Genomic DNA, 19,325 nt, shown 5'->3' with positions numbered 1-19,325 from the left:
AACCTAGTTACTAAACCGTAAAGCTTATTCGCTACGTTAGGCAGTACAGCGTTGACTTATATCACTCAAACTCATACAACCAACTGGCAAACAACACTTCGCCATTTAGCCCTGGATTTGAACGTAACTGGTTACGTAACTCTTGAATCCGATTGCCTTGCTGAAACAAACGTTCATAGGAAAATAACTGAGCCAGCGTGGCTGCGTCTTTCAAGTGATAGGCGCCATCAAGTCCTAAGGCCTGTTTTTGAGCCGCGCAAAGCAGGTGCCAATACCAACCTAGGGTAATGTTAAGGTCGATTTTGCTTTTCGACATTTCAGCCCAAACACTCGAGGTGTCCAAACGGTTACCTTGTAGAAAGGTTATGAATGCGTCCATCATCAAATCATAAGATTTATCGTGTTTTTCTTTAATAAAGTTCAACACCGTTAATGGCTCATAACTACATAAGTAGCCCGCAGATTCAGGCACTAGCTTGCCCGTCTGTTCGCCAACCCATTCCAAGCATGCTTTCGCACTAGGCAACGCAATGTTCCACACTTCACAACGGCTTCGTATCGTGGGGAGCAAAAGCTTCGCATTCTCAGTCGACAATATAAATAAACACTGCTTAGGCGGCTCCTCTAATGTCTTTAACAACGCATTAGAAGCCGAGACATTCATGGTTTCCGCATTCGGTATTACGATAATACGGTATCGACCAAACTGAGAAGACTCCTGAGCCCATTTGTTAGCCTGACGGATTTGATCAACAGACAACGCCTTCTTGTCTTTTTCAGGCGACAAGTAGTGAACATCCGGGTGCGACTCACTCTTCAGTAAATCACAGGAATGACAAAACCCGCACGGCTCTGAATGATCGTTCTGGCACATCACACCAGACACGTATTGGTGTATCAGCGCATCAGGGGCTAAGCCCTTCTGCGCCTGAATGAGCATGGCGCCAGGGATACGTTCATTATCAAGGCTCTGCTTGAGTTGCAGCCAAAGCCCGTCAAGCCAAGGATAGCTTTTCACTGTTACCCCTTCTGCTCTATCAACCACGTTTGCACTGCCGCCTGAATGCTTTTCTGTACACCCTCGATAGATTGGCTTGCGTCAATGATTGCCACGCTATCGTCAGATTCTGCAATTTTCAAATAAGAAGCACGGGTTCTTTCAAAAAAGCTCAAGTCCATTTTTTCAATTCGATCCAACTCGCCACGACCACGAGCTCTCTCTAAACCCAACTTCGGGTCAATATCGAGATAAAGCGTGAAGTCAGGTTTGAAATCTCCAATGGCGATTTGCTTAAGTGAATTCATCACCGACTCATCAATTTGTCGACCACCACCTTGATAAGCCTGAGATGACATATCATGGCGATCACCTATCACCCATATACCTTGTGCTAAAGCTGGCTTTATCACCGTTTCTACAAGCTGAATTCGAGCCGCGTACATAAGAAGAAGCTCTGAACGATCTTGCAACGCCTCATCAGCGTGTTCTTCTTTTACTAAGGCGCGCATTTTCTCCGCCAGTGCGGTACCACCAGGCTCTCGCGTGTTAGTGATTCGCTCAATACCTGAACGTTCTAGTTCCGAGCGAAGAGTTTGAATAGCAGTGCTTTTGCCTGCACCCTCTAGCCCTTCGATAACAATAAATTTAGCTTGGCTCATTTCTGACTTCTTATCGTTTTTAAGTATTTTTGTACCGCACGATTATGGTCTCTAAGATTTTTAGAGAACACATGCCCTCCAGTACCACTGGCGACAAAATAAAGGTAGCGGCTTTTTTCAGGGTTTAATGCAGCATGTATAGATGCTTCCCCTGGCATAGCAATCGGTGTTGGTGGCAACCCATCAATAACATACGTATTGTAAGCGGTTCTCTCACGTAAATCCTTCTTACGGATGTTCCCATCGTATCGCTCCCCCATTCCGTAGATAACGGTAGGATCGGTTTGCAAGCGCATCGGACGATTGAGACGATTAACGAATACCGAAGCAACACGCTCACGCTCCGAAGCCACAGCCGTTTCTTTTTCAATGATAGAGGCAAGTATCAGCGCTTCATAAGGTGTTTTTAGCGGTAAACCTTGCTGCTTATTATTCCAATTTGTCGTCAAGATACGGTCTAGCTTGTTATGAGCTCGACGCAAAATATCAAGATCGCTATCTCCTACAGCGTAGTGATACGTCTCTGCTAAAAATAACCCTTCCAGTTTTTTTTGTGGGATATCAAGCTTCGCCGCAATATCGGCTTCCGACATGTCACTCGCGACTTGATTTAAATGCTCCGCAGCGGATAGTTGTTCACGCCACTCTTTAAAGGTCGAACCTTCAATAAACGTTATCGCCAGCTGATACTCAATGCCTTCGTTTAATACATCAATGGCTTGAGTGAGGGTCATCTCTGGTGTGAGTTGGAAAGTACCCACTTTGAGCTGAGAAAGCTCAGGGTGAAAACGACGGACAAGCTGAGAAAAAGGACTTTCATCAATCCAGTCATTTTTTTGAAACTGTGAAAATACAGTATTAAGGCTGTTTCCTCTCTTTATTGTCACCAACTGAGGTGATTCAATACGCAAAGATTGCCCAAGAAATGTATCAACACCCTTCTGCACGTAAAACATCGCCCCTAGAGCTAAAGCAACGAGCGCAATAATAATAAATAACAGCTTCTTTAACACTGACCTAAATACTCCTGAATACGTCTGGTGACCCCACCAATAGGTAAGGCAGCTTCCTCAATTTTCTTCACTGGCGCAACCCCTAGAATACAATTGCTGACAAATATTTCATCCGCAGACAATAGTGCTGGCAACGAATAGTCACCTTCATTGCACTCTATCTGCAAGTGCTTTAACGCCTGTATGACCTCTGCTCTCATGACCCCAGCCACGCCAGAGTTAACAAGAGTCGGCGTATAAACCTTATTCTTGCTCACCCAAAAGACGTTCGCCATACTTGTTTCAATCACATTGTCATTCAGATCTAGGGCAAGTCCATCATCAAAGTGAGTTTGCTCTATTTCCGCTTTCATCAATATTTGCTCTAAACGGTTATTATGCTTAATACCCGCGAGCAAAGGGTTTAACCCTAATTTGCTCTTACACAGCATTAAAGATAAACCGTCTTCACGCCATGACAAATAATGTTCTGGATAGGTAAAACAACTGATCGTAATGATTGGCTCCCCTTCAACTGAGGGGCTATAGCCTCTGCCGCCACACCCGCGACTTACATGAATTTTTAACCCTGCAAGTGGCGCAGTTAATGCGATAGAAGTGAGCTGCTCATAGACAGTGAACCAATTAGGTTGTGGGATCTGCAACACCTTGAGGGCGGTGTTCATGCGCGAAACATGTTGCGGCCACAACGTGATATTGCCATGTTTGGTCAGTATCGTTGTAAAGCAGCCGTCACCGTATTGAAAACTTCTGTCTGATACAGACACTTTTTCAATAATTTCTCCGTCTCTCCAGAACATGTGTCTTCCCTAAATAAACAAACGGCTTAATGCTAAGCATCAAGCCGTTCGATTACAAGTGACTTCTTTGAACGAAAGGGTTAAATCTTTTTGAAGATCAACGAGCCGTTCGTTCCGCCGAAACCAAATGAGTTACACAGAGCATATTCCATATCAACTTTGCGCGCGGTGTGCGGTACAAGGTCAATATCAATTTCTGGCTCTTGGTTGTCTAAATTGATTGTCGGTGGAACAATTTGATCAACCAAAGACATAACCGTAATGATTGCCTCAGCTGAACCAGCAGCACCTAGAAGGTGACCAGTCATCGACTTAGTAGAAGAAACCAAGACTTGCTTAGAGCCAGCTTCACCCAATGCACGCTTAATGCCATTGATCTCGGCAATATCACCTGCTGGGGTGGATGTACCATGTGCATTCACGTAACCGATTTGCTCACCTGTTACGCCTGCATCACGCATTGCCGCTTCCATAGCTAACGCACCACCCGAACCATCAGCGCTAGGTGATGTCATATGGTAAGCGTCACCACTCATACCAAAACCAACGATTTCAGCATAAATTTTAGCACCACGGGCTTTAGCATGCTCATATTCTTCAATAACCATCATACCGGCCCCGTCACCCAGCACGAAGCCATCACGATCGATATCCCAAGGGCGCGACGCTTTTTGTGGCTCATCGTTACGAGTAGACAAAGCTTTAGCAGCTCCGAAGCCCGCCATGCCTAGAGGCGTTGACGCTTTTTCAGAACCACCAGCAACCATCGCTTCAGCATCGCCATAGGCGATCATGCGAGCGGCATGGCCGATGTTATGCAAACCAGTAGTACACGCTGTAGAAATTGCGATATTCGGGCCACGTAAGCCTGCGAAAATAGATAGCTGACCAGCAACCATGTTTACGATGGTTGATGGAACAAAGAAAGGACTTACACGACGTGGGCCTTTACCTACTAACGCATTGTATCCCGCTTCAATTAAGTCTAGGCCACCAATACCCGATCCAATAGCAACACCGTAACGGTGCGCGTTTTCTGGGTTAACTTCTAGGCCTGAGTCTTTGAGAGCTTGCATACCTGCCACGATTCCGTACTGGATAAATAAATCCATTTTACGAGCATCTTTTTTGGTGAGGTATTCGCTGTAATCAAAGTCTTTGACTAAACCAGCGAAGCGAGTGGAGTATTCAGTTGCATCAAAGTGCTCGATATTAACGATGCCACTTTGACCTTCTAATAGGGCTTTCCATGAAGATTCTACGGTGTTGCCTACCGGTGACAACATACCCATGCCAGTGACAACAACACGACGCTTGGACATGATATTTTTCTCCGGGGGATTGAAATGTTTCTATTTGAAAGGATAGAAGAGGTTAAAAAAACACAGGCGGCCAGAAGGCCGCCTGGGAGAGATATTACTGAGCGCTATTTACGTAGTCGATAGCCGCTTGAACAGTAGTGATTTTCTCTGCTTCTTCATCAGGAATCTCAGTATCGAATTCCTCTTCTAGAGCCATTACTAGCTCAACTGTGTCTAGAGAGTCTGCACCTAGATCGTCAACAAATGAAGCTTCGTTCTTAACTTCTGCTTCGTCTACACCTAGCTGTTCTACAATGATTTTTCTTACGCGTTCTTCAATGTTGCTCATTTTTCTTTTCCTTTACAGATTTCGCTCAATGCGATGTTTCCGTAGTTTATTCGAACTGTTGAAAGTTGCAAGGGGGTCCTTGCTGGTCAAACCACAATTTTCGCGAATTTAACCGAAATTCAGTACATTTTTGACTTAAATCATGCACAAATGTTGCGCAGATTAAACCATATACATGCCGCCGTTCACGTGAAGTGTCTCACCCGTGATATAAGCCGCTTCTGGAGATGCAAGAAATACAACTGCTGAAGCTATTTCACGAGGGTCACCTAAACGACCTGCAGGTACGTTCGCTAGTGTAGCAGCTCGTTGCTCATCATTCAGCGCTTTTGTCATATCTGTCTCAATAAAACCTGGTGCAACAGTATTTACTGTGACACCGCGCGAAGCAACTTCACGAGCCATTGACTTAGTAAAGCCAATAACACCAGCCTTTGCAGCTGCATAGTTTGCTTGACCAGCATTACCCATAGTACCAACAACTGAACCGACATTGATGATGCGTCCTTGACGTTTTTTCATCATGCCACGCAATACCGCTTTAGAAAGACGGAAAATAGACGTTAGGTTTGTATCCATGATATCCGTCCACTCGTCGTCTTTCATACGCATAAGTAGGTTATCACGAGTAATACCGGCGTTGTTAACTAGAATATCAATCGCGCCGAACTCTTCTGTCATTTGCTTAAGAGATGCCTCAATTGATGCAGTATCGGTTACGTTCAACGCAAAACCCTTACCGTTCTCACCAAGATATTCACTAATAGCAGCTGCGCCATTTTCCGTCGTAGCAGTACCGATTACCGTCGCGCCGCGCTCTACAAGCAATTCAGCAATAGAACGGCCAATACCGCGACTCGCACCTGTTACTAAGGCAATCTTGCCTTCAAGGTTCATCATGTTAATTTTCCTTATTATTTTGCTGCTTCAAGTGACGCTGAATCATTAACTGCAGCAGCACTTAGTGTCTTAACAATACGTTTTGTTAGACCGGTTAATACTTTGCCAGGGCCAAGTTCAAATAACTTTTCAACACCCTCTTCACTCATCTTCGTCACGCCTTCAGTCCAACGAACTGGGCTATAGAGCTGAGCCACTAACGCTTCTTTAATCTTAGCTGGATCAGTTTCGGCTACTACCGCGACATTGTTAATCACTGGCAGTGTTGGTGCGCTAAACTCAATGTCTTGCAAAGCAATCGCTAATTTTTCAGCCGCTGGCTTCATTAACGCACAGTGTGAAGGTACAGACACAGGTAAAGGCAGTGCGCGCTTCGCACCCGCTTCTTTACACAAAGCACCAGCACGTTCTACAGCGGCTTTGTTACCTGCAATAACAACTTGGCCTGGTGAGTTAAAGTTTACCGGAGAAACAACCTCATCTTGAGCTGCTTCTTCACACGCTTTAGCGATAGCCGCATCGTCGAGGCCGATAATTGCGTACATTGCACCGACACCTGCGGGTACCGCTTCTTGCATCAACTGACCACGCAACTGAACCAATTTGATCGCTTCTTTAAAGTCAATCACACCTGCACATACCAGCGCAGAGTACTCACCAAGGCTATGACCAGCAATCATGCTAGGTTGTTCTAGCCCTTGCTCTTGCCATACTCGCCAAATTGCAACAGACGACGCAAGTAAAGCGGGTTGTGTACGATGTGTTTGATTGAGATCTTCTGCTGGACCTTCTTGGACCAGTGACCATAAGTCATAGCCTAACGCTTCAGACGCTTCTGCAAATGTTTGCTTAACAACATCGAACTGCTCACCAAGCTCGGCAAGCATACCAACAGTTTGTGAACCCTGACCTGGGAACACGATTGCAAAATTACTCATCGCTATTTCCTTAAACAACGCAATCAATATTAAATTCGTTTATTAGACACTTAGGGCTAGAAACGGACTAACGCCGCACCCCAAGTAAATCCACCACCAAAGGCTTCGAGTAGCAGGTTCTGACCGCGCTTAATTCGACCATCACGTACCGCTTCATCGAGTGCGGTAGGGACAGTCGCAGCCGAGGTATTACCGTGGCGATCAAGCGTCAATACCACTTGATCCATTGGCATACCTAATTTTTTTGCCGTCGCAGAAATGATACGGTAATTGGCTTGATGGGGCACCAACCAGTCCAGATCGGACTTATCCATATCATTCGCAGCAAGGGTATCTTTAACCAGTTTAGACAATTGCGTCACGGCAACTTTAAAGACTTCATTACCCGACATGTTCAGCCATTTATCAAGCTCACCACCACGAACAGGCATCTCAAGGCTTAATAAATCGCCGAATCGACCATCCGCGTAGGTATGAGTTGATAAAATTCCAGGTTCTTCGCTAGCGCCAAGTACAACTGCACCTGCGGCGTCACCAAAAAGAATAATCGTCGAACGATCAAGTTCTTCGACGGTTTTAGACAAACAATCCGAGCCAATGACAAGTACATTTTTGCACATACCCGTTTTGATATGCTGATCGGCAACCGATAATGCATACACAAAACCGGTACACGCGGCTGCCATATCAAATGCAGGACATCCTTGAATACCAAGCTTTGCTTGAACTTGACACGCCGAAGACGGGAAAGCATGGCTACTGCTGGTGGTCGCAACGATGATCATATCGATATCATTCTTATCGATACCAGCCATTTCAATGGCTTTCACTGAGGCGTGATACCCCATATCAGCAACAGTTTCATCTTCAGCAGCGATGCGGCGTTCTTTAATGCCTGTACGCGTTACGATCCATTCATCTGTCGTATCTACCATTTTCTCTAAGTCTGCGTTTGAACGCACCTGAGACGGCAGGTAGCTGCCTGTACCTAATATTTTGCTATACATGAAGACTATTATTGCCTCTCGAGTAACACTGCTTCTAGACGATCACTTATTTGGTTTGGCACTTGGCGCCTCACCTCATGGACTGCTTCGCCTATAGCATTAACAAGTGCTGGGACATCAGCACTTCCATGGCTTTTAATGACAATGCCGCGCAATCCTAACAAACTTGCCCCATTATACTGGTCGGGGTTCAGTGTTTTCACCTCACTTATAAGATCAGAGAACAATATTCTTGCTATCAATCCTTTTATCGTTGAGGCAGACAAGCGAGCTTTCAACTTATCAACAAAAAGTTGAGCGGTACCTTCACATGCCTTTAGTACTGTATTTCCTACAAAACCATCACACACAACCACATCCGCGGCATCATGAAGTAACTCATTACCTTCAATATAACCAATATAATGGATGGAATGTGTTTGCGACAACATTTCAGCGCAACGTTTGACTAAATCATTGCCTTTAATCTCTTCTGCGCCAATATTGAGAATCGCCACTCTTGGCTTTCTCCGCAAATGTTGTTCAGCTAGTGCACTGCCCATCACCGCAAATTGAAATAAAGAGTCAGCATCAACTGACGCGTTTGCGCCTAAGTCCAGCATCCAGGTTTTATTGCCCTGTGCGGTTGGCAGCGCGGTCACAAGCGCTGGCCTATCAATGCCTGGTAGTAACTTAAGACGGAAACGAGAAAGTGCCATGAGAGCGCCCGTATTTCCGCTGCTCACGCAGGCGTCAGCTTGCTCAGATTCGACTAGGTCAATCGTGACACGCATAGAGGTGTCGTGGCTATGTCTAAGTGCAAGTGATGGCTTTTCTGAATTCGAGATGATTCGGTCACAGTGTCTTACCGTTAAACGGCTGCTACGCTGGTAACCCAATTCGTTGAGTTGGTTTTGTATCGACGCTTGATCGCCGACAATTATGACTTTCAGCTCTGGGAAATGCGACAGTGCCTGCACGGCGGCAGGCACTGTTACGGAAGGACCGAAATCCCCGCCCATTGCATCAAGTGCAACGGTTATATTATGCAAAGGTCAACCTTACTTGTTGATAACCTTTTTGCCACGGTAGTAACCGTCAGCAGTCACATTGTGACGTAGGTGAGTTTCACCTGAAGTTGCGTCTACAGATAGCGCAGCTGAAGTTAGCGCATCATGTGAACGACGCATGCCACGCATAGAACGTGACTTCTTGCTTTTTTGTACGGCCATTGACCCTACTCCTGTGTTAATGCTTAAAAATTATTTCTTTAAGCTTTTTAAAACGTCGAATGGATTCGGTTTATCTTCCACAAGTTCTTCTGGAATTTCACCAAACACCATATTATTTGAGTTAACGCTACAATCTGCGTCGTCATGCATTGCTATTTGAGGCAGGTTTAAGATGAACTCGTCTTCAACCATTCGTATCAAGTCCACTTCACCGTATTCATTAAGATCTACCAAATCATAATCTTCAGGTGCTTCTTCTTCACTTTTCTCACTATAGTAAGGAGTATAAGTGAATTGAACTTCGCACTCATGTGCGAAAGACTCGTTACAACGTTGACACTCTAAGTCGACTTCGATGTTAGCTTTACCAGAGATAACAACTAATCGCTGTTCATCATGCCCAAAGGACAATGATACGTTCGCATCGCGTTTTACGCTCTCAACCGACTCGTGAAGACGCTTGAATAAACTCACTTGGATGATGCCATCAAAGTCGAGTCTTTTCTGTGCTGTCTTGGACGGGTCAACCGTTCGCGGTATTTTTACCTTCTGCATAGGGCGCGAATATTATCTTCCAAATCAAATTTAGTCAAAGAAAAAGGCAAAAAAGTTGTACTTTTTTCACCTTACGATTGAGAATCTTCAGAATACTCTAAAAACCGAACGAATGATAAAAAAATGACAGCACAAATGGAATCATTTCAGCTAATTTTAGCATCCACCTCCCCTTACCGCGCAGAGTTACTTGGTAAGCTAGGGCTAGATTTTACAGCAAAAGCACCGAATTTCGACGAAACCGCCCAGCCAGATGAAACCCCAGAAGCCTTAGTTCAGCGACTCGCACTGGGCAAAGCAAAAGCGCTATGCACAGAACCTAACGCGTTGATTATCGGCAGTGACCAAGTTTGTGTCATTGATGGTGCGATCATAGGTAAACCGTTAACGCGAACCAATGCTATTGCTCAGCTCACCCAACAAAGCGGAAAAACCATCCGTTTTTATACCGGGCTGGCCTTATACAACACCACAACACAACAGTCTGACGTAAGAGTTGATACTTTTGACGTGACATTTAGAACACTCACCTCACGGCAAATTGAACGCTACGTCGACATTGAACAGCCACTATATTGCGCGGGTAGCTTCATGAGTGAAGGTCTTGGTATCACTCTGTTTTCATCACTTAATGGTAAAGATCCCAACACTCTAGTTGGATTACCGTTAATTGATTTGGTCAGTATGCTTGACGCACACGGCATCTCGCCGCTTACCTGAGTCATCCAGGATGAACTCATGGATAGGACGAAGCGAACAAAATAGGGATGACTGACAAGCGAATAAAATGACGCTCAAGCGTGATGAGACCCACGCCCAATAAGCGATTAAACGATGCTAATCTCCCCTTTAACCAGAAAGCTAAAGGGGGCATATTTTATTTTAATTGAGCGATGGCTTTCTTGAGCTTCGGTTCCATTTCAGCATGAATTTCCATACGCTTTTCTGTAGCAGGGTGAACAAAAATAATATTGGCAGCATGCAAGAACAATCTGTCCAAACCCACTTTTGCCGTGTACGCATCAAAACGGCGATCGCCATAGCGATCATCCCACGCAATCGGGTGGCCAGTGTATTGAGCATGCACACGTATTTGATGGGTACGCCCCGTGATAGGACTAGCCTGAACTAGCGTTGCCTCTTCAAATGCTTGCAACACTTTAAATCGCGTTTCAGAGGCTTTACCATTTGGATTCACTCGAACGATGCTATTCACTTCGTTTTTAAGCAAAGGCGCTTTAACCACCTTACAACTTGGCTTCCATTTTCCCATTACCAAGGCAAAATAATATTTCTGTACCGTTTTTTCTCTGAACTGAGCTTGCAAATGTCTCAAAGCAGAACGTTTTTTGGCAACCAGTAAAATTCCTGACGTATCACGGTCAATACGATGCACCAACTCAAGAAAACGAGCGTCAGGGCGTAGCGCTCTCAACGCTTCAATCGCACCAAACTTCAAACCACTGCCGCCATGAACAGCGGTACCTGAAGGTTTATTCAAAATCAATACGTGGTCATCTTCATAGATGATGTGAGATTCAAGCTCTGCGACCTTGTTGAGCTTTGTACTCACCGGTGCATCAGATTCTTTTTCTTCAATCGTTACAGGTGGTATACGAACAATGTCACCGGCTTGAAGCTTGTACTCAGCCTTTACTCGCTTTTTATTAACACGAACTTCGCCCTTGCGGACAATTCGATACACCACACTTTTCGGTACGCTTTTTAATTGGTTGCGTAAGAAATTATCAATACGCTGACCAGCCATATCGTCGTCGATGTCGACAAATTGGACTTTAGTTCTTATTTCACTCATTTGGCGATTATAACACCCAAAGCACTAAGAAAATAACGCTTTCTCTTCACAACAACAAAGCAAAGCACTCTTTACTGTTTTCAGTCACCCCTGATTTATTCTACAAGGACAAGCTGTGGATAATTTTCATGCAATTTTGACAAGCCAAGATAGAAACTTTCGAAATAAGACTAAAATTCAACCAATTAGCTAAAAACCCTCCAGGGAAAACATGTTTTTTTCTGTGGTTTGTCGTAAAGCTGATTGCTGATATTTCGCTGCGCTGCTATAGTTCACAGCTGCGTAAGGTAATTAGATTGGATTTAACTATTTATCACTATTATTCCTACGTAAACTACACCATGAGTAGAGCCCTTAATATTGAGACGCTGCGTACGGCATAAGACGTTGATAATTAAGGCAGCCTTGTCATCTACTCACGTATTCGTGTTTGAGTATTACCGCCATATGCGGATCACCCAAGTTTGACTTGTGTGATGACTGTAGTGCCCCAGAGCATCCCCTTCCAGCCGGGAGGCTGCAACATTATTAGCCATGGGATCAGGCACCACGATTTACGACCTTCGTGACAAGAGCAATGATGAAAACAAAGAAAATAAACGAGAATTTCCGCAATGAAAAGAATGTTAATCAACGCAACTCAAAAAGAAGAGTTGCGTGTCGCTCTGGTCGATGGCCAGCGACTATTTGACCTAGATATTGAAAGTCCAGGTCACGAATCAAAAAAAGCAAACATCTATAAAGGTCGTATCACACGAGTAGAACCAAGCCTTGAGGCTGCGTTCGTTGACTACGGTGCCGATCGCCATGGCTTCCTCCCTCTTAAAGAAATTGCACGCGAATACTTCCCAGCCGGTTATACCTACCAAGGTCGCCCAAGCATCAAAGATGTGTTAAGCGAAGGCCAAGAAGTGATCGTGCAAGTTGAAAAAGAAGAGCGCGGCAGCAAGGGCGCAGCACTGACGACATTTATCTCTCTAGCAGGCAGCTACTTAGTATTGATGCCGAATAACCCAAGAGCTGGCGGTATTTCTCGTCGTATCGAAGGTGAAGAACGCACAGAACTAAAAGCGGCACTGAGCACACTTGAACTACCACAAGGTATGGGCCTTATCGTCCGTACTGCTGGCGTAGGTAAAAGTGCAGAAGAACTAGAGTGGGATTTGAAGTTCCTTCTAAACAACTGGGGCAATATTAAAAACGCCGCAGACGCTAACCCAGCACCTTTCCTAATTCACCAAGAGAGCAACGTTATTGTTCGTGCGCTACGCGACTACTTACGTCGCGATATTGGTGAGATCTTGATTGATAGCAACACCATTTATGAACGCGCCAAACAACATATTGAGCATGTACGCCCAGACTTTGTTAGCCGTGTTAAAAAATACGATGGTGAAGTACCGCTGTTTAGCCACTACCAAATTGAAAGCCAAATTGAGTCAGCGTTCCAGCGAGAAGTTCGTCTTCCATCTGGCGGCTCAATCGTTATCGACCCAACAGAAGCTCTAACTTCTATCGATATCAACTCTGCTCGTGCAACTAAAGGCAGTGACATCGAAGAAACCGCGCTAAATACTAACTTAGAAGCCGCAGATGAAATTGCTCGCCAACTTCGTCTACGTGACTTGGGCGGCTTAGTCGTCATCGACTTTATCGATATGACGCCAGTTCGCCACCAAAGAGAAGTTGAAAACCGACTACGTGAAGCGGTTCGTATTGACCGTGCTCGTGTCCAGATTGGTCGCATCTCGCGTTTCGGTCTACTAGAGATGTCTCGTCAACGCTTAAGCCCATCACTCGCTGAAGCAAGTCACCATATTTGTCCACGCTGTACAGGTACTGGTGTCGTTCGTGACAATGAATCTTTAGCGCTGTCTGTTCTGCGTCTAATTGAAGAAGAAGCACTTAAAGACAACACTTGCCAAGTTTTGGCGATTGTCCCTGTGCCTATTGCTTCTTACCTTCTTAATGAAAAGCGTCGCTCTGTTAACCACATTGAACGCGTTCAAGAAGTTAAAATTACAGTTGTTCCAGATTCAGATATGGAAACACCTCACTTTGAGGTGATTCGTGTACGTGATGGCGAAGAGCACGACCTACTTTCTTACCTACTTCCTAAGAAGATTGATGCTCTGAAAGAAGCGGAAAGCAAAGAAGCGCCAGAATCTGAAATTAAGCCTCGTAAGATCGAGCAACCAGCTGTTCAAGGCTTCGCTACTCCAGCACCAGTTGCACCTAAACCTGCAGCAAAAGCTGAAGCAGCACCAGAAAGCAACAAACCTGGTCTAGTTTCACGTTTCTTCTCCGCTATTAGCTCATTCTTTGCGTCTTCAGAAGAACCGAAGAAAGAAACAACTGAGCCTAAGAAAGAAGATAAGCCACGCGGTGATAAGCCTCGTCGCAATAATCGCAATGACCAGCGTCGTCGCAATAATCGTGACAACCGCGATTCACGTGATAACGATCGCAACAAAAATCGTCGTAAGCCAACACAAGACGCCGACGCAGCAAAAGAGCAGAATGAAACCGCTCAAGAGCCGCGTAAGTCACAAAACCGTCGTAACAAACCGCAAGACCGTCGCAACAAAAAGCGTGATGAGTCTACTGGTAAGTCGAAGGTTGCTGAGCAAGGTCAACAAATAGCGGCTGATGTTCAAGCTGAGAAAGCAGCGCCTCGTACGCAAGAAAAAGCACCACGTACTGAAGAGAAGACAGCGAAGATCAAAGAACGCCGTCAACGTCGTAAGCTGACTAAGCAAATCCGTACTAAAGATCAAAACGCTCAACAAGACGTTGAAGTTATTGCTCAAGAAACGGAAAACCTAAAAGTTCAGAGCGAAAAAGCAACGCAAGCAGCAAAAACCGTTGATGCCGTTGTTGATACGCAAAATACTGACGCACCAGCAGCAAAAGAAGAAGGGAAGCAACGTCGTAACCGTCGCTCTCCTCGTCACCTGCGTGCCAGTGGTCAACGCCGTCGTCGTGGTCGCGATCGTCGCCCTAACCCGTTTAGACTAAGAAAAGGTGGCGTTGCCTCTCCAGAGATGGCAATGGGTAAAGTAATGCCAAGCTATGGCATTATTAAGCCAGCACCTAAGAAAACTCAGCAGGAAGCGACAAGCACGGTTGCAACGTCAACCATTACTTCAGGTGTTGCTCGTCCAGAAATGGCAATGGGCAAAGTGATCATTCTAAGTTCTGCTATTGTAGAAGCACCAATGGCAAACCAAGCGATCACTGAGAGTACCGTAGTAGAAGCACCGGTTGTTAAAGCGCCTATCGCAGAGGCAGCTGTGGTCGATACACCTGTCGTTGAAGCTATCGTTGTTGAAACTAAAGCTGCTGATACAGAAGCTGTGGAAGCTAAAGTAGTAGAAGCAGAAGTAGCAGCAGAAGCTAAAGCCGTTGAAAATGAGGTGATTGAAGCACCTGTTGCTAACGAGCCTACGGTTGTTACCGAACCAGTTACTGTAGAAGTAGAGGTAACGGAAGAAAAAGTGGCTGCAGCGGTAGAAGCGGCACCTGTCGTTAAAAAATCAGCACAGGCACCGGCTCAAGCACCTAAGCAAGCCCCTAAACAAGTTCTAGCTAAATCTAGCTTTAAAGGTCACGCTAGCGCCGCAATGGCAAAAGCGCCAGGCGTTGCTGAGTTAGGTGACATCGAAGTTAAAGCGGCGGCTTTCAGAACTGAACGTTACACACCGAAAGGTGCGGGTAGTCAGGTAGCAAGAAGTTCTGCGGGTGCAGCAACGACTAAGCCTAACTACTAATAACCCATCGGTTTAAACACTTCTTAATGCGTTAACATTAGAGTGTGAGTAGCAAGAAATAAAAATGGGTTGCCTTGGCAACCCATTTTTTTACCGAGTTTAATACATACACATTTCGTTTCATTATTGAACTTCTCCTCACATTTCTGTAGCATGCGCAACCTCGTACGTTTCATTACCAATACGCCCTATCGCTGTCACATGACATGCCGATAATGATTGTAATTAGCTTTGAATTGCCGCGATTCTTGCAGCAACACCCCTTTTTAATCATGTCGCTACTTGTGCTGTTTGGAATGGATGTTTATCCAACACAACTACTGAATTGAATCCTATGTTTGAATTTCCACAATTTTCAAAGCACTCGGTTAAAAACGATGTGTTATCGGGGCTAACTGTAGCCTTAGCGTTAGTTCCTGAAGCGGTTGCGTTTGCATTCGTGGCTGGTGTTGACCCAATGGTAGGTCTCTACGCTGCCTTTATCGTCGGCCTAATCACCTCAATCTTTGGTGGTCGCCCTGGCATGATTTCAGGTGCTACTGGTGCAATGGCTGTTGTGATGGTTAGCTTAGTGGCAACACACGGCGTTCAATACCTCTTTGCCGCCATCATGTTCGCTGGTTTTTTGCAGATCACAGCTGGCCTCTTCAAACTGGGTAAATTCATCCGAATGGTGCCACATCCGGTAATGATCGGCTTTGTAAATGGTCTCGCCATCGTTATTTTCCTCGCTCAAATGGGCCAGTTTAAAGCCCCAGATTTGACAGGCGCGATGACATGGTTACCACAAGGACAAATGATTATCATGCTGGGCCTTGTCGCACTCACCATGGCTATCATTCATTTCCTACCAAAACTTACTACCGCAGTACCTTCATCATTAGTTGCGATTGTCGCCGTAACGGCATTAGTTCATCTGTTAGGTCTTGAAACACGTACCGTTGTGGACTTCCTAAGAACGATGTCAGGGGATGTCACTGCAACATTGGCTGGCTCGCTACCTACGTTCTCTATTCCTGCTGTGCCGTTCACATTAGAAACATTCAATATTATCCTTCCATACGCGATTATCTTAGCGGCAATTGGCTTGATTGAATCACTACTAACGCTAACGGTTCTCGATGAAATGACCAATACTCGTGGTCAATCTAACCGTGAATGTGTGGGTCAAGGTCTAGCTAACGTGACATGTTCTGTGTTTGGTGCGATGGGTGGCTGTGCGATGATCGGTCAATCAATGATCAACGTAAACTCTGGTGGTCGCGGTCGTTTATCCGGCATCGTCGCCGCAAGTGCACTGCTGTTCTTCATTCTATTTGCTTCTGCCATGATTGAAATGATTCCTCTAGCGGCGCTAGTTGGGGTAATGTTCATGGTTGTGATTGGTACCTTTGAGTGGGCAACGTTTAAACTTGCACGCCGTGTCCCTAAACAAGACTTCTTTGTTATCGTACTGGTAACCGTTGTGACTGTATTAACAGATCTAGCTGTCGCCGTAGCCATTGGTGTGGTTGTGTCTGCCCTTATGTTTGCGTGGGAACATGCTAAACATATCTATGCAAGCAGCCATATTAACGAAGAAGGTTCAAAAGAATACAAGATTAATGGTCCTATCTTCTTTGGCTCAGCCAGTAATTTCTTAGAGTTGTTTGATGCGAAAAATGACCCACAAGATGTGATCGTTGATTTTGCTCAGTCTCGCGTGGCGGACCACTCTGCTATCGAAGCAATTGAAACACTCGCCGAGCGCTACACTGCTGTAGGAAAAACGTTGCACCTAAGACACCTAAGCCCAGATTGCCGTGCTTTATTACATAAAGCAGGCAGCTTAGTTGAAATCAACGTAAAAGAAGATCCAAGCTACAAGGTTGCCACAGACCTTCTTGCTGGCTAAACGTTGCTTGAACGGTTAGCGTAAAAATAGAAAAGGGACCATTCGGTCCCTTTTTTGTGCTTATCATCTAGCGCGATGTTGAGACTAACTGTGGTTGTTTAATTCTCTGCCACTTTAACGCGCACAATATCTTCCTGCTCAGCTGAGAACTGCTTCTTTAGCTCCGCCTTCGACTTAAAGGCAATCTCCCCACCCGCTGCCACTGACATATGTTGGGGGTCAACATTATGCTTCGACTGGTATAGCATAACAGCTTGCATACAGGAATCTTTCTGGTCTTGAGACAATACGCTTCCTTCTGGCCAGCGACCGGTCTCACACGCATAAAGAAGTCGATCGTAAACATCTGGCGTCATCGCACTTAAGAGTTGCTCTACATCCATTCTGAACCTTCTTATTTTTCTTTCTCTCTATCTCGCAAAAGCGACGTTCTGCGAGGTTAATATCTTACTGGAACCATAACCTGATGTTACACTGAGTCAAGTTGAGCTCAATAAATCAGTGTCTCTGATCACAAGTAAATCAATGAAATTACATTACGCTATACTCTTACTATCATCTAGCGGCCTGTTAACAGGTTGCTTTGAATCTCGCAAAAATACGGACCAAGTCTGCCTATCGGAGCCCACGTTGCAGTGCTCTTCATTAAATGTAAATGATGGACAATGCCGCATCACTCGCACTGACTTGATCTGGCATCGCTATGAGGCGCTAGATATACCGAAAAATGACGTTTCTCAAATCGAAGAGTATTACTTACTTAAGGAATATCGTAAGTGCCTTGAGTTGGCATCGCAAATACAGCCTATCGAACAAGCGGCATTAAAGGAAAAGCGCTTTAACGCGCTCATGTATGCAATAAACGAACAGGAGCGTATACACGCTGAGCTTGCGCCATCACACGCACCAGAAACATTGTATTTTTTATGGAGCGAAACGGGTGACTCAACAGCAAAACGACGGTTTTTGGCCATGGAGGGGCAGCCAGCATTAGAATCCTCTGCGATGCAGTATGCGCTTGCTACTCATTACATCTCAAGAGATAAGCTCAAAACCCATGAATTACTCTTGCGCTCTTTAGAGCTCTCTAACGATGGTAATATTAACAACGATACAATCAAGTCGTTAGCCAGCGTGAGCTACGCTTTATCAAAAACACATGAATCTTATCTATGGACAATGGTAGGTAAACAGCTCGATGTGCCTGTTGTGACAGTGACAGAGCTAAAACGAATGTTTGCCTTTAACGACGATGAGTACCAACGACTCGATGCTCAGGCCAGCACCATTACCTCATCACTAAAAGCGGGTGAATTTACTCGTCAACTCGCGACAATCAATCTTTAAACAATTACCCTATGCTATGAGAAATTCGCGTTAGCCTATTTTTCATAGCATCCACCTACCTGTAATAATGATACATCCAGCTTCAGAAAATTTGTCTTAACTTTCAGTTTTGTTGAAAATTAACGACACTGAATTAACACAATACCTTTCACCCGTTGTTTTAGGACCATCTTCAAACACATGCCCTAAATGACTATCACATGTGCTACAACGTATTTCTACTCTTACCATTCCGTGACTTGTGTCATCTAAATAACGAATAGCATCACTGTTTAAAGGCGCGTCAAAGCTTGGCCAACCACAGCCCGAGTCATACTTATTTTCTGATTCAAACAATGCGGAACCACAGCAAGTACAACAATACTGCCCTGTCTCTTTATTGTGTAACAACGTCCCAGAAAAAGGCGCTTCAGTACCTTGCTGGCGACATACTCTGTATTGTTCGTCTGTTAAAGCCTCACGCCAGTCCTCATCAGTCTTAGTGACCTTTTTATTTTCCTGATTCACAACCTTTACACTCCCTTTCTTATTGACTACATTTTAGTCACTCTAAAGTTCCGCTAAGAGTAAACTTTGCTGTAGCACGCTGTTTAACTATAGAACCAAATCTGTTTCAAATATGTTAACCCAGCTCGCCACAAAGGTTAAACACATCATTTTAACATTACAGAAACTCGACTAAAGTTCAAAAAACAATCACTTAATGCTAAACGTTAAAAAATCCGACACTTTTTTTTGACTTTAAACAAATTAATTCCGATTATC

At 44.9% G+C, this 19,325-nt stretch carries 19 protein-coding genes; 4 read left to right on the top strand and 15 right to left on the bottom strand.

All coding sequences use genetic code 11. The features are described 5' to 3' along the window. Window positions 1–61: 61 nt before the first annotated feature. From holB to yceD, 12 genes are all read right to left on the bottom strand, one after another. Entirely contained in the window at window positions 62–1,018 is a 957-nt protein-coding gene (holB, locus tag L4D74_RS08630; protein ID WP_428751723.1) for a DNA polymerase III subunit delta', read from the bottom strand. Window positions 1,019–1,020: 2 nt separating this feature from the next. Then, a complete protein-coding gene (tmk, locus tag L4D74_RS08625) occupies window positions 1,021–1,659 on the bottom strand; it encodes a dTMP kinase (RefSeq protein ID WP_428751722.1) in 639 nt (212 codons plus the stop codon). Continuing rightward, window positions 1,656–2,672: an endolytic transglycosylase MltG gene (gene mltG, locus L4D74_RS08620; RefSeq protein ID WP_428751721.1), complete on the bottom strand. Its 1,017-nt coding sequence runs from the start codon at window positions 2,670–2,672 to the stop codon at window positions 1,656–1,658. The genes tmk and mltG overlap by 4 nt, the downstream gene beginning before the upstream one ends. Then, entirely contained in the window at window positions 2,666–3,472 is an 807-nt protein-coding gene (gene pabC, locus L4D74_RS08615) for an aminodeoxychorismate lyase (RefSeq protein WP_428751720.1), read from the bottom strand. The genes mltG and pabC overlap by 7 nt, the downstream gene beginning before the upstream one ends. Before the next feature lie 80 nt (window positions 3,473–3,552). Further along, a complete protein-coding gene (gene fabF / locus L4D74_RS08610; protein WP_428751718.1) occupies window positions 3,553–4,794 on the bottom strand; it encodes a beta-ketoacyl-ACP synthase II in 1,242 nt (413 codons plus the stop codon). Window positions 4,795–4,888: 94 nt separating this feature from the next. After that, window positions 4,889–5,122, bottom strand: a complete 234-nt coding sequence (gene acpP / locus L4D74_RS08605) for an acyl carrier protein (protein ID WP_027697107.1) — start codon at window positions 5,120–5,122, stop codon at window positions 4,889–4,891. A gap of 162 nt (window positions 5,123–5,284) precedes the next feature. After that, window positions 5,285–6,019, bottom strand: a complete 735-nt coding sequence (gene fabG / locus L4D74_RS08600; protein ID WP_250616821.1) for a 3-oxoacyl-ACP reductase FabG — start codon at window positions 6,017–6,019, stop codon at window positions 5,285–5,287. A 17-nt stretch (window positions 6,020–6,036) separates the two neighbouring features. Next, the gene (gene fabD / locus L4D74_RS08595; RefSeq protein WP_428751716.1) at window positions 6,037–6,960 is read right to left on the bottom strand and encodes an ACP S-malonyltransferase; all 924 of its coding nucleotides are present in this window, start codon (window positions 6,958–6,960) and stop codon (window positions 6,037–6,039) included. A 56-nt stretch (window positions 6,961–7,016) separates the two neighbouring features. After that, window positions 7,017–7,967, bottom strand: a complete 951-nt coding sequence (locus L4D74_RS08590) for a beta-ketoacyl-ACP synthase III (RefSeq protein ID WP_428751715.1) — start codon at window positions 7,965–7,967, stop codon at window positions 7,017–7,019. A gap of 8 nt (window positions 7,968–7,975) precedes the next feature. Beyond that, entirely contained in the window at window positions 7,976–8,998 is a 1,023-nt protein-coding gene (plsX, locus tag L4D74_RS08585; protein WP_428751714.1) for a phosphate acyltransferase PlsX, read from the bottom strand. A 9-nt stretch (window positions 8,999–9,007) separates the two neighbouring features. After that, on the bottom strand, window positions 9,008–9,178 hold the full coding sequence (rpmF, locus tag L4D74_RS08580; RefSeq protein WP_031493499.1) for a 50S ribosomal protein L32: 171 nt from the start codon (window positions 9,176–9,178) through the stop codon (window positions 9,008–9,010). 30 nt (window positions 9,179–9,208) lie between these two features. Next, on the bottom strand, window positions 9,209–9,733 hold the full coding sequence (gene yceD / locus L4D74_RS08575; protein ID WP_428751713.1) for a 23S rRNA accumulation protein YceD: 525 nt from the start codon (window positions 9,731–9,733) through the stop codon (window positions 9,209–9,211). Window positions 9,734–9,868: 135 nt separating this feature from the next. On the opposite strand from yceD, the gene L4D74_RS08570 reads away from it, so the two are divergent. Continuing rightward, window positions 9,869–10,453, top strand: a complete 585-nt coding sequence (locus tag L4D74_RS08570) for a Maf family protein (RefSeq protein WP_428751908.1) — start codon at window positions 9,869–9,871, stop codon at window positions 10,451–10,453. Between the two features lie 157 nt (window positions 10,454–10,610). On the opposite strand, the gene rluC is transcribed toward L4D74_RS08570, so the two are convergent. Beyond that, window positions 10,611–11,549, bottom strand: a complete 939-nt coding sequence (rluC, locus tag L4D74_RS08565) for a 23S rRNA pseudouridine(955/2504/2580) synthase RluC (protein WP_265673364.1) — start codon at window positions 11,547–11,549, stop codon at window positions 10,611–10,613. 614 nt (window positions 11,550–12,163) lie between these two features. Between rluC and rne the strand changes: the two genes are divergently transcribed. Beyond that, entirely contained in the window at window positions 12,164–15,319 is a 3,156-nt protein-coding gene (rne, locus tag L4D74_RS08560; protein WP_428751712.1) for a ribonuclease E, read from the top strand. A 334-nt stretch (window positions 15,320–15,653) separates the two neighbouring features. Beyond that, on the top strand, window positions 15,654–17,213 hold the full coding sequence (locus L4D74_RS08555; RefSeq protein WP_265673362.1) for a SulP family inorganic anion transporter: 1,560 nt from the start codon (window positions 15,654–15,656) through the stop codon (window positions 17,211–17,213). Between the two features lie 98 nt (window positions 17,214–17,311). Here L4D74_RS08555 and L4D74_RS08550 read toward each other — a convergent pair whose 3' ends face one another. Further along, the gene (locus L4D74_RS08550) at window positions 17,312–17,596 is read right to left on the bottom strand and encodes a YeaC family protein (protein WP_428751710.1); all 285 of its coding nucleotides are present in this window, start codon (window positions 17,594–17,596) and stop codon (window positions 17,312–17,314) included. A 142-nt stretch (window positions 17,597–17,738) separates the two neighbouring features. Between L4D74_RS08550 and L4D74_RS08545 the strand changes: the two genes are divergently transcribed. Continuing rightward, complete coding sequence (locus L4D74_RS08545) at window positions 17,739–18,560, top strand: DUF2989 domain-containing protein (protein WP_428751709.1); 822 nt, start codon at window positions 17,739–17,741, stop codon at window positions 18,558–18,560. Between the two features lie 96 nt (window positions 18,561–18,656). Here L4D74_RS08545 and msrB read toward each other — a convergent pair whose 3' ends face one another. Beyond that, window positions 18,657–19,067 (bottom strand): peptide-methionine (R)-S-oxide reductase MsrB, encoded by a 411-nt coding sequence (msrB, locus tag L4D74_RS08540; protein WP_428751708.1) that lies wholly within the window; start codon window positions 19,065–19,067, stop codon window positions 18,657–18,659. Window positions 19,068–19,325 lie beyond the last annotated feature (258 nt).

The sequence above is a fragment of the Vibrio cionasavignyae genome, from assembly GCF_050337155.1.
Lineage (GTDB): Bacteria > Pseudomonadota > Gammaproteobacteria > Enterobacterales > Vibrionaceae > Vibrio > Vibrio nomapromontoriensis.
Note: the sequence above shows the minus strand (reverse complement) of the source record. Positions and strands in the feature narration are given on the sequence as shown.

Bases quoted from the DNA above. Each gene is read 5' to 3' on its own strand.
- tmk (WP_428751722.1), bottom strand. From the start codon at position 1,659: ATGAGCCAAGCTAAATTTATTGTTATCGAAGGGCTAGAGGGTGCAGGC.
- pabC (WP_428751720.1), bottom strand. From the start codon at position 3,472: ATGTTCTGGAGAGACGGAGAAATTATTGAAAAAGTGTCTGTATCAGAC.
- fabF (WP_428751718.1), bottom strand. From the start codon at position 4,794: ATGTCCAAGCGTCGTGTTGTTGTCACTGGCATGGGTATGTTGTCACCG.
- acpP (WP_027697107.1), bottom strand. From the start codon at position 5,122: ATGAGCAACATTGAAGAACGCGTAAGAAAAATCATTGTAGAACAGCTA.
- fabG (WP_250616821.1), bottom strand. From the start codon at position 6,019: ATGAACCTTGAAGGCAAGATTGCCTTAGTAACAGGTGCGAGTCGCGGT.
- fabD (WP_428751716.1), bottom strand. From the start codon at position 6,960: ATGAGTAATTTTGCAATCGTGTTCCCAGGTCAGGGTTCACAAACTGTT.
- L4D74_RS08590 (WP_428751715.1), bottom strand. From the start codon at position 7,967: ATGTATAGCAAAATATTAGGTACAGGCAGCTACCTGCCGTCTCAGGTG.
- rpmF (WP_031493499.1), bottom strand. From the start codon at position 9,178: ATGGCCGTACAAAAAAGCAAGAAGTCACGTTCTATGCGTGGCATGCGT.
- yceD (WP_428751713.1), bottom strand. From the start codon at position 9,733: ATGCAGAAGGTAAAAATACCGCGAACGGTTGACCCGTCCAAGACAGCA.
- L4D74_RS08570 (WP_428751908.1), top strand. From the start codon at position 9,869: ATGGAATCATTTCAGCTAATTTTAGCATCCACCTCCCCTTACCGCGCA.
- rluC (WP_265673364.1), bottom strand. From the start codon at position 11,549: ATGAGTGAAATAAGAACTAAAGTCCAATTTGTCGACATCGACGACGAT.
- rne (WP_428751712.1), top strand. From the start codon at position 12,164: ATGAAAAGAATGTTAATCAACGCAACTCAAAAAGAAGAGTTGCGTGTC.
- L4D74_RS08555 (WP_265673362.1), top strand. From the start codon at position 15,654: ATGTTTGAATTTCCACAATTTTCAAAGCACTCGGTTAAAAACGATGTG.
- L4D74_RS08550 (WP_428751710.1), bottom strand. From the start codon at position 17,596: ATGGATGTAGAGCAACTCTTAAGTGCGATGACGCCAGATGTTTACGAT.
- L4D74_RS08545 (WP_428751709.1), top strand. From the start codon at position 17,739: ATGAAATTACATTACGCTATACTCTTACTATCATCTAGCGGCCTGTTA.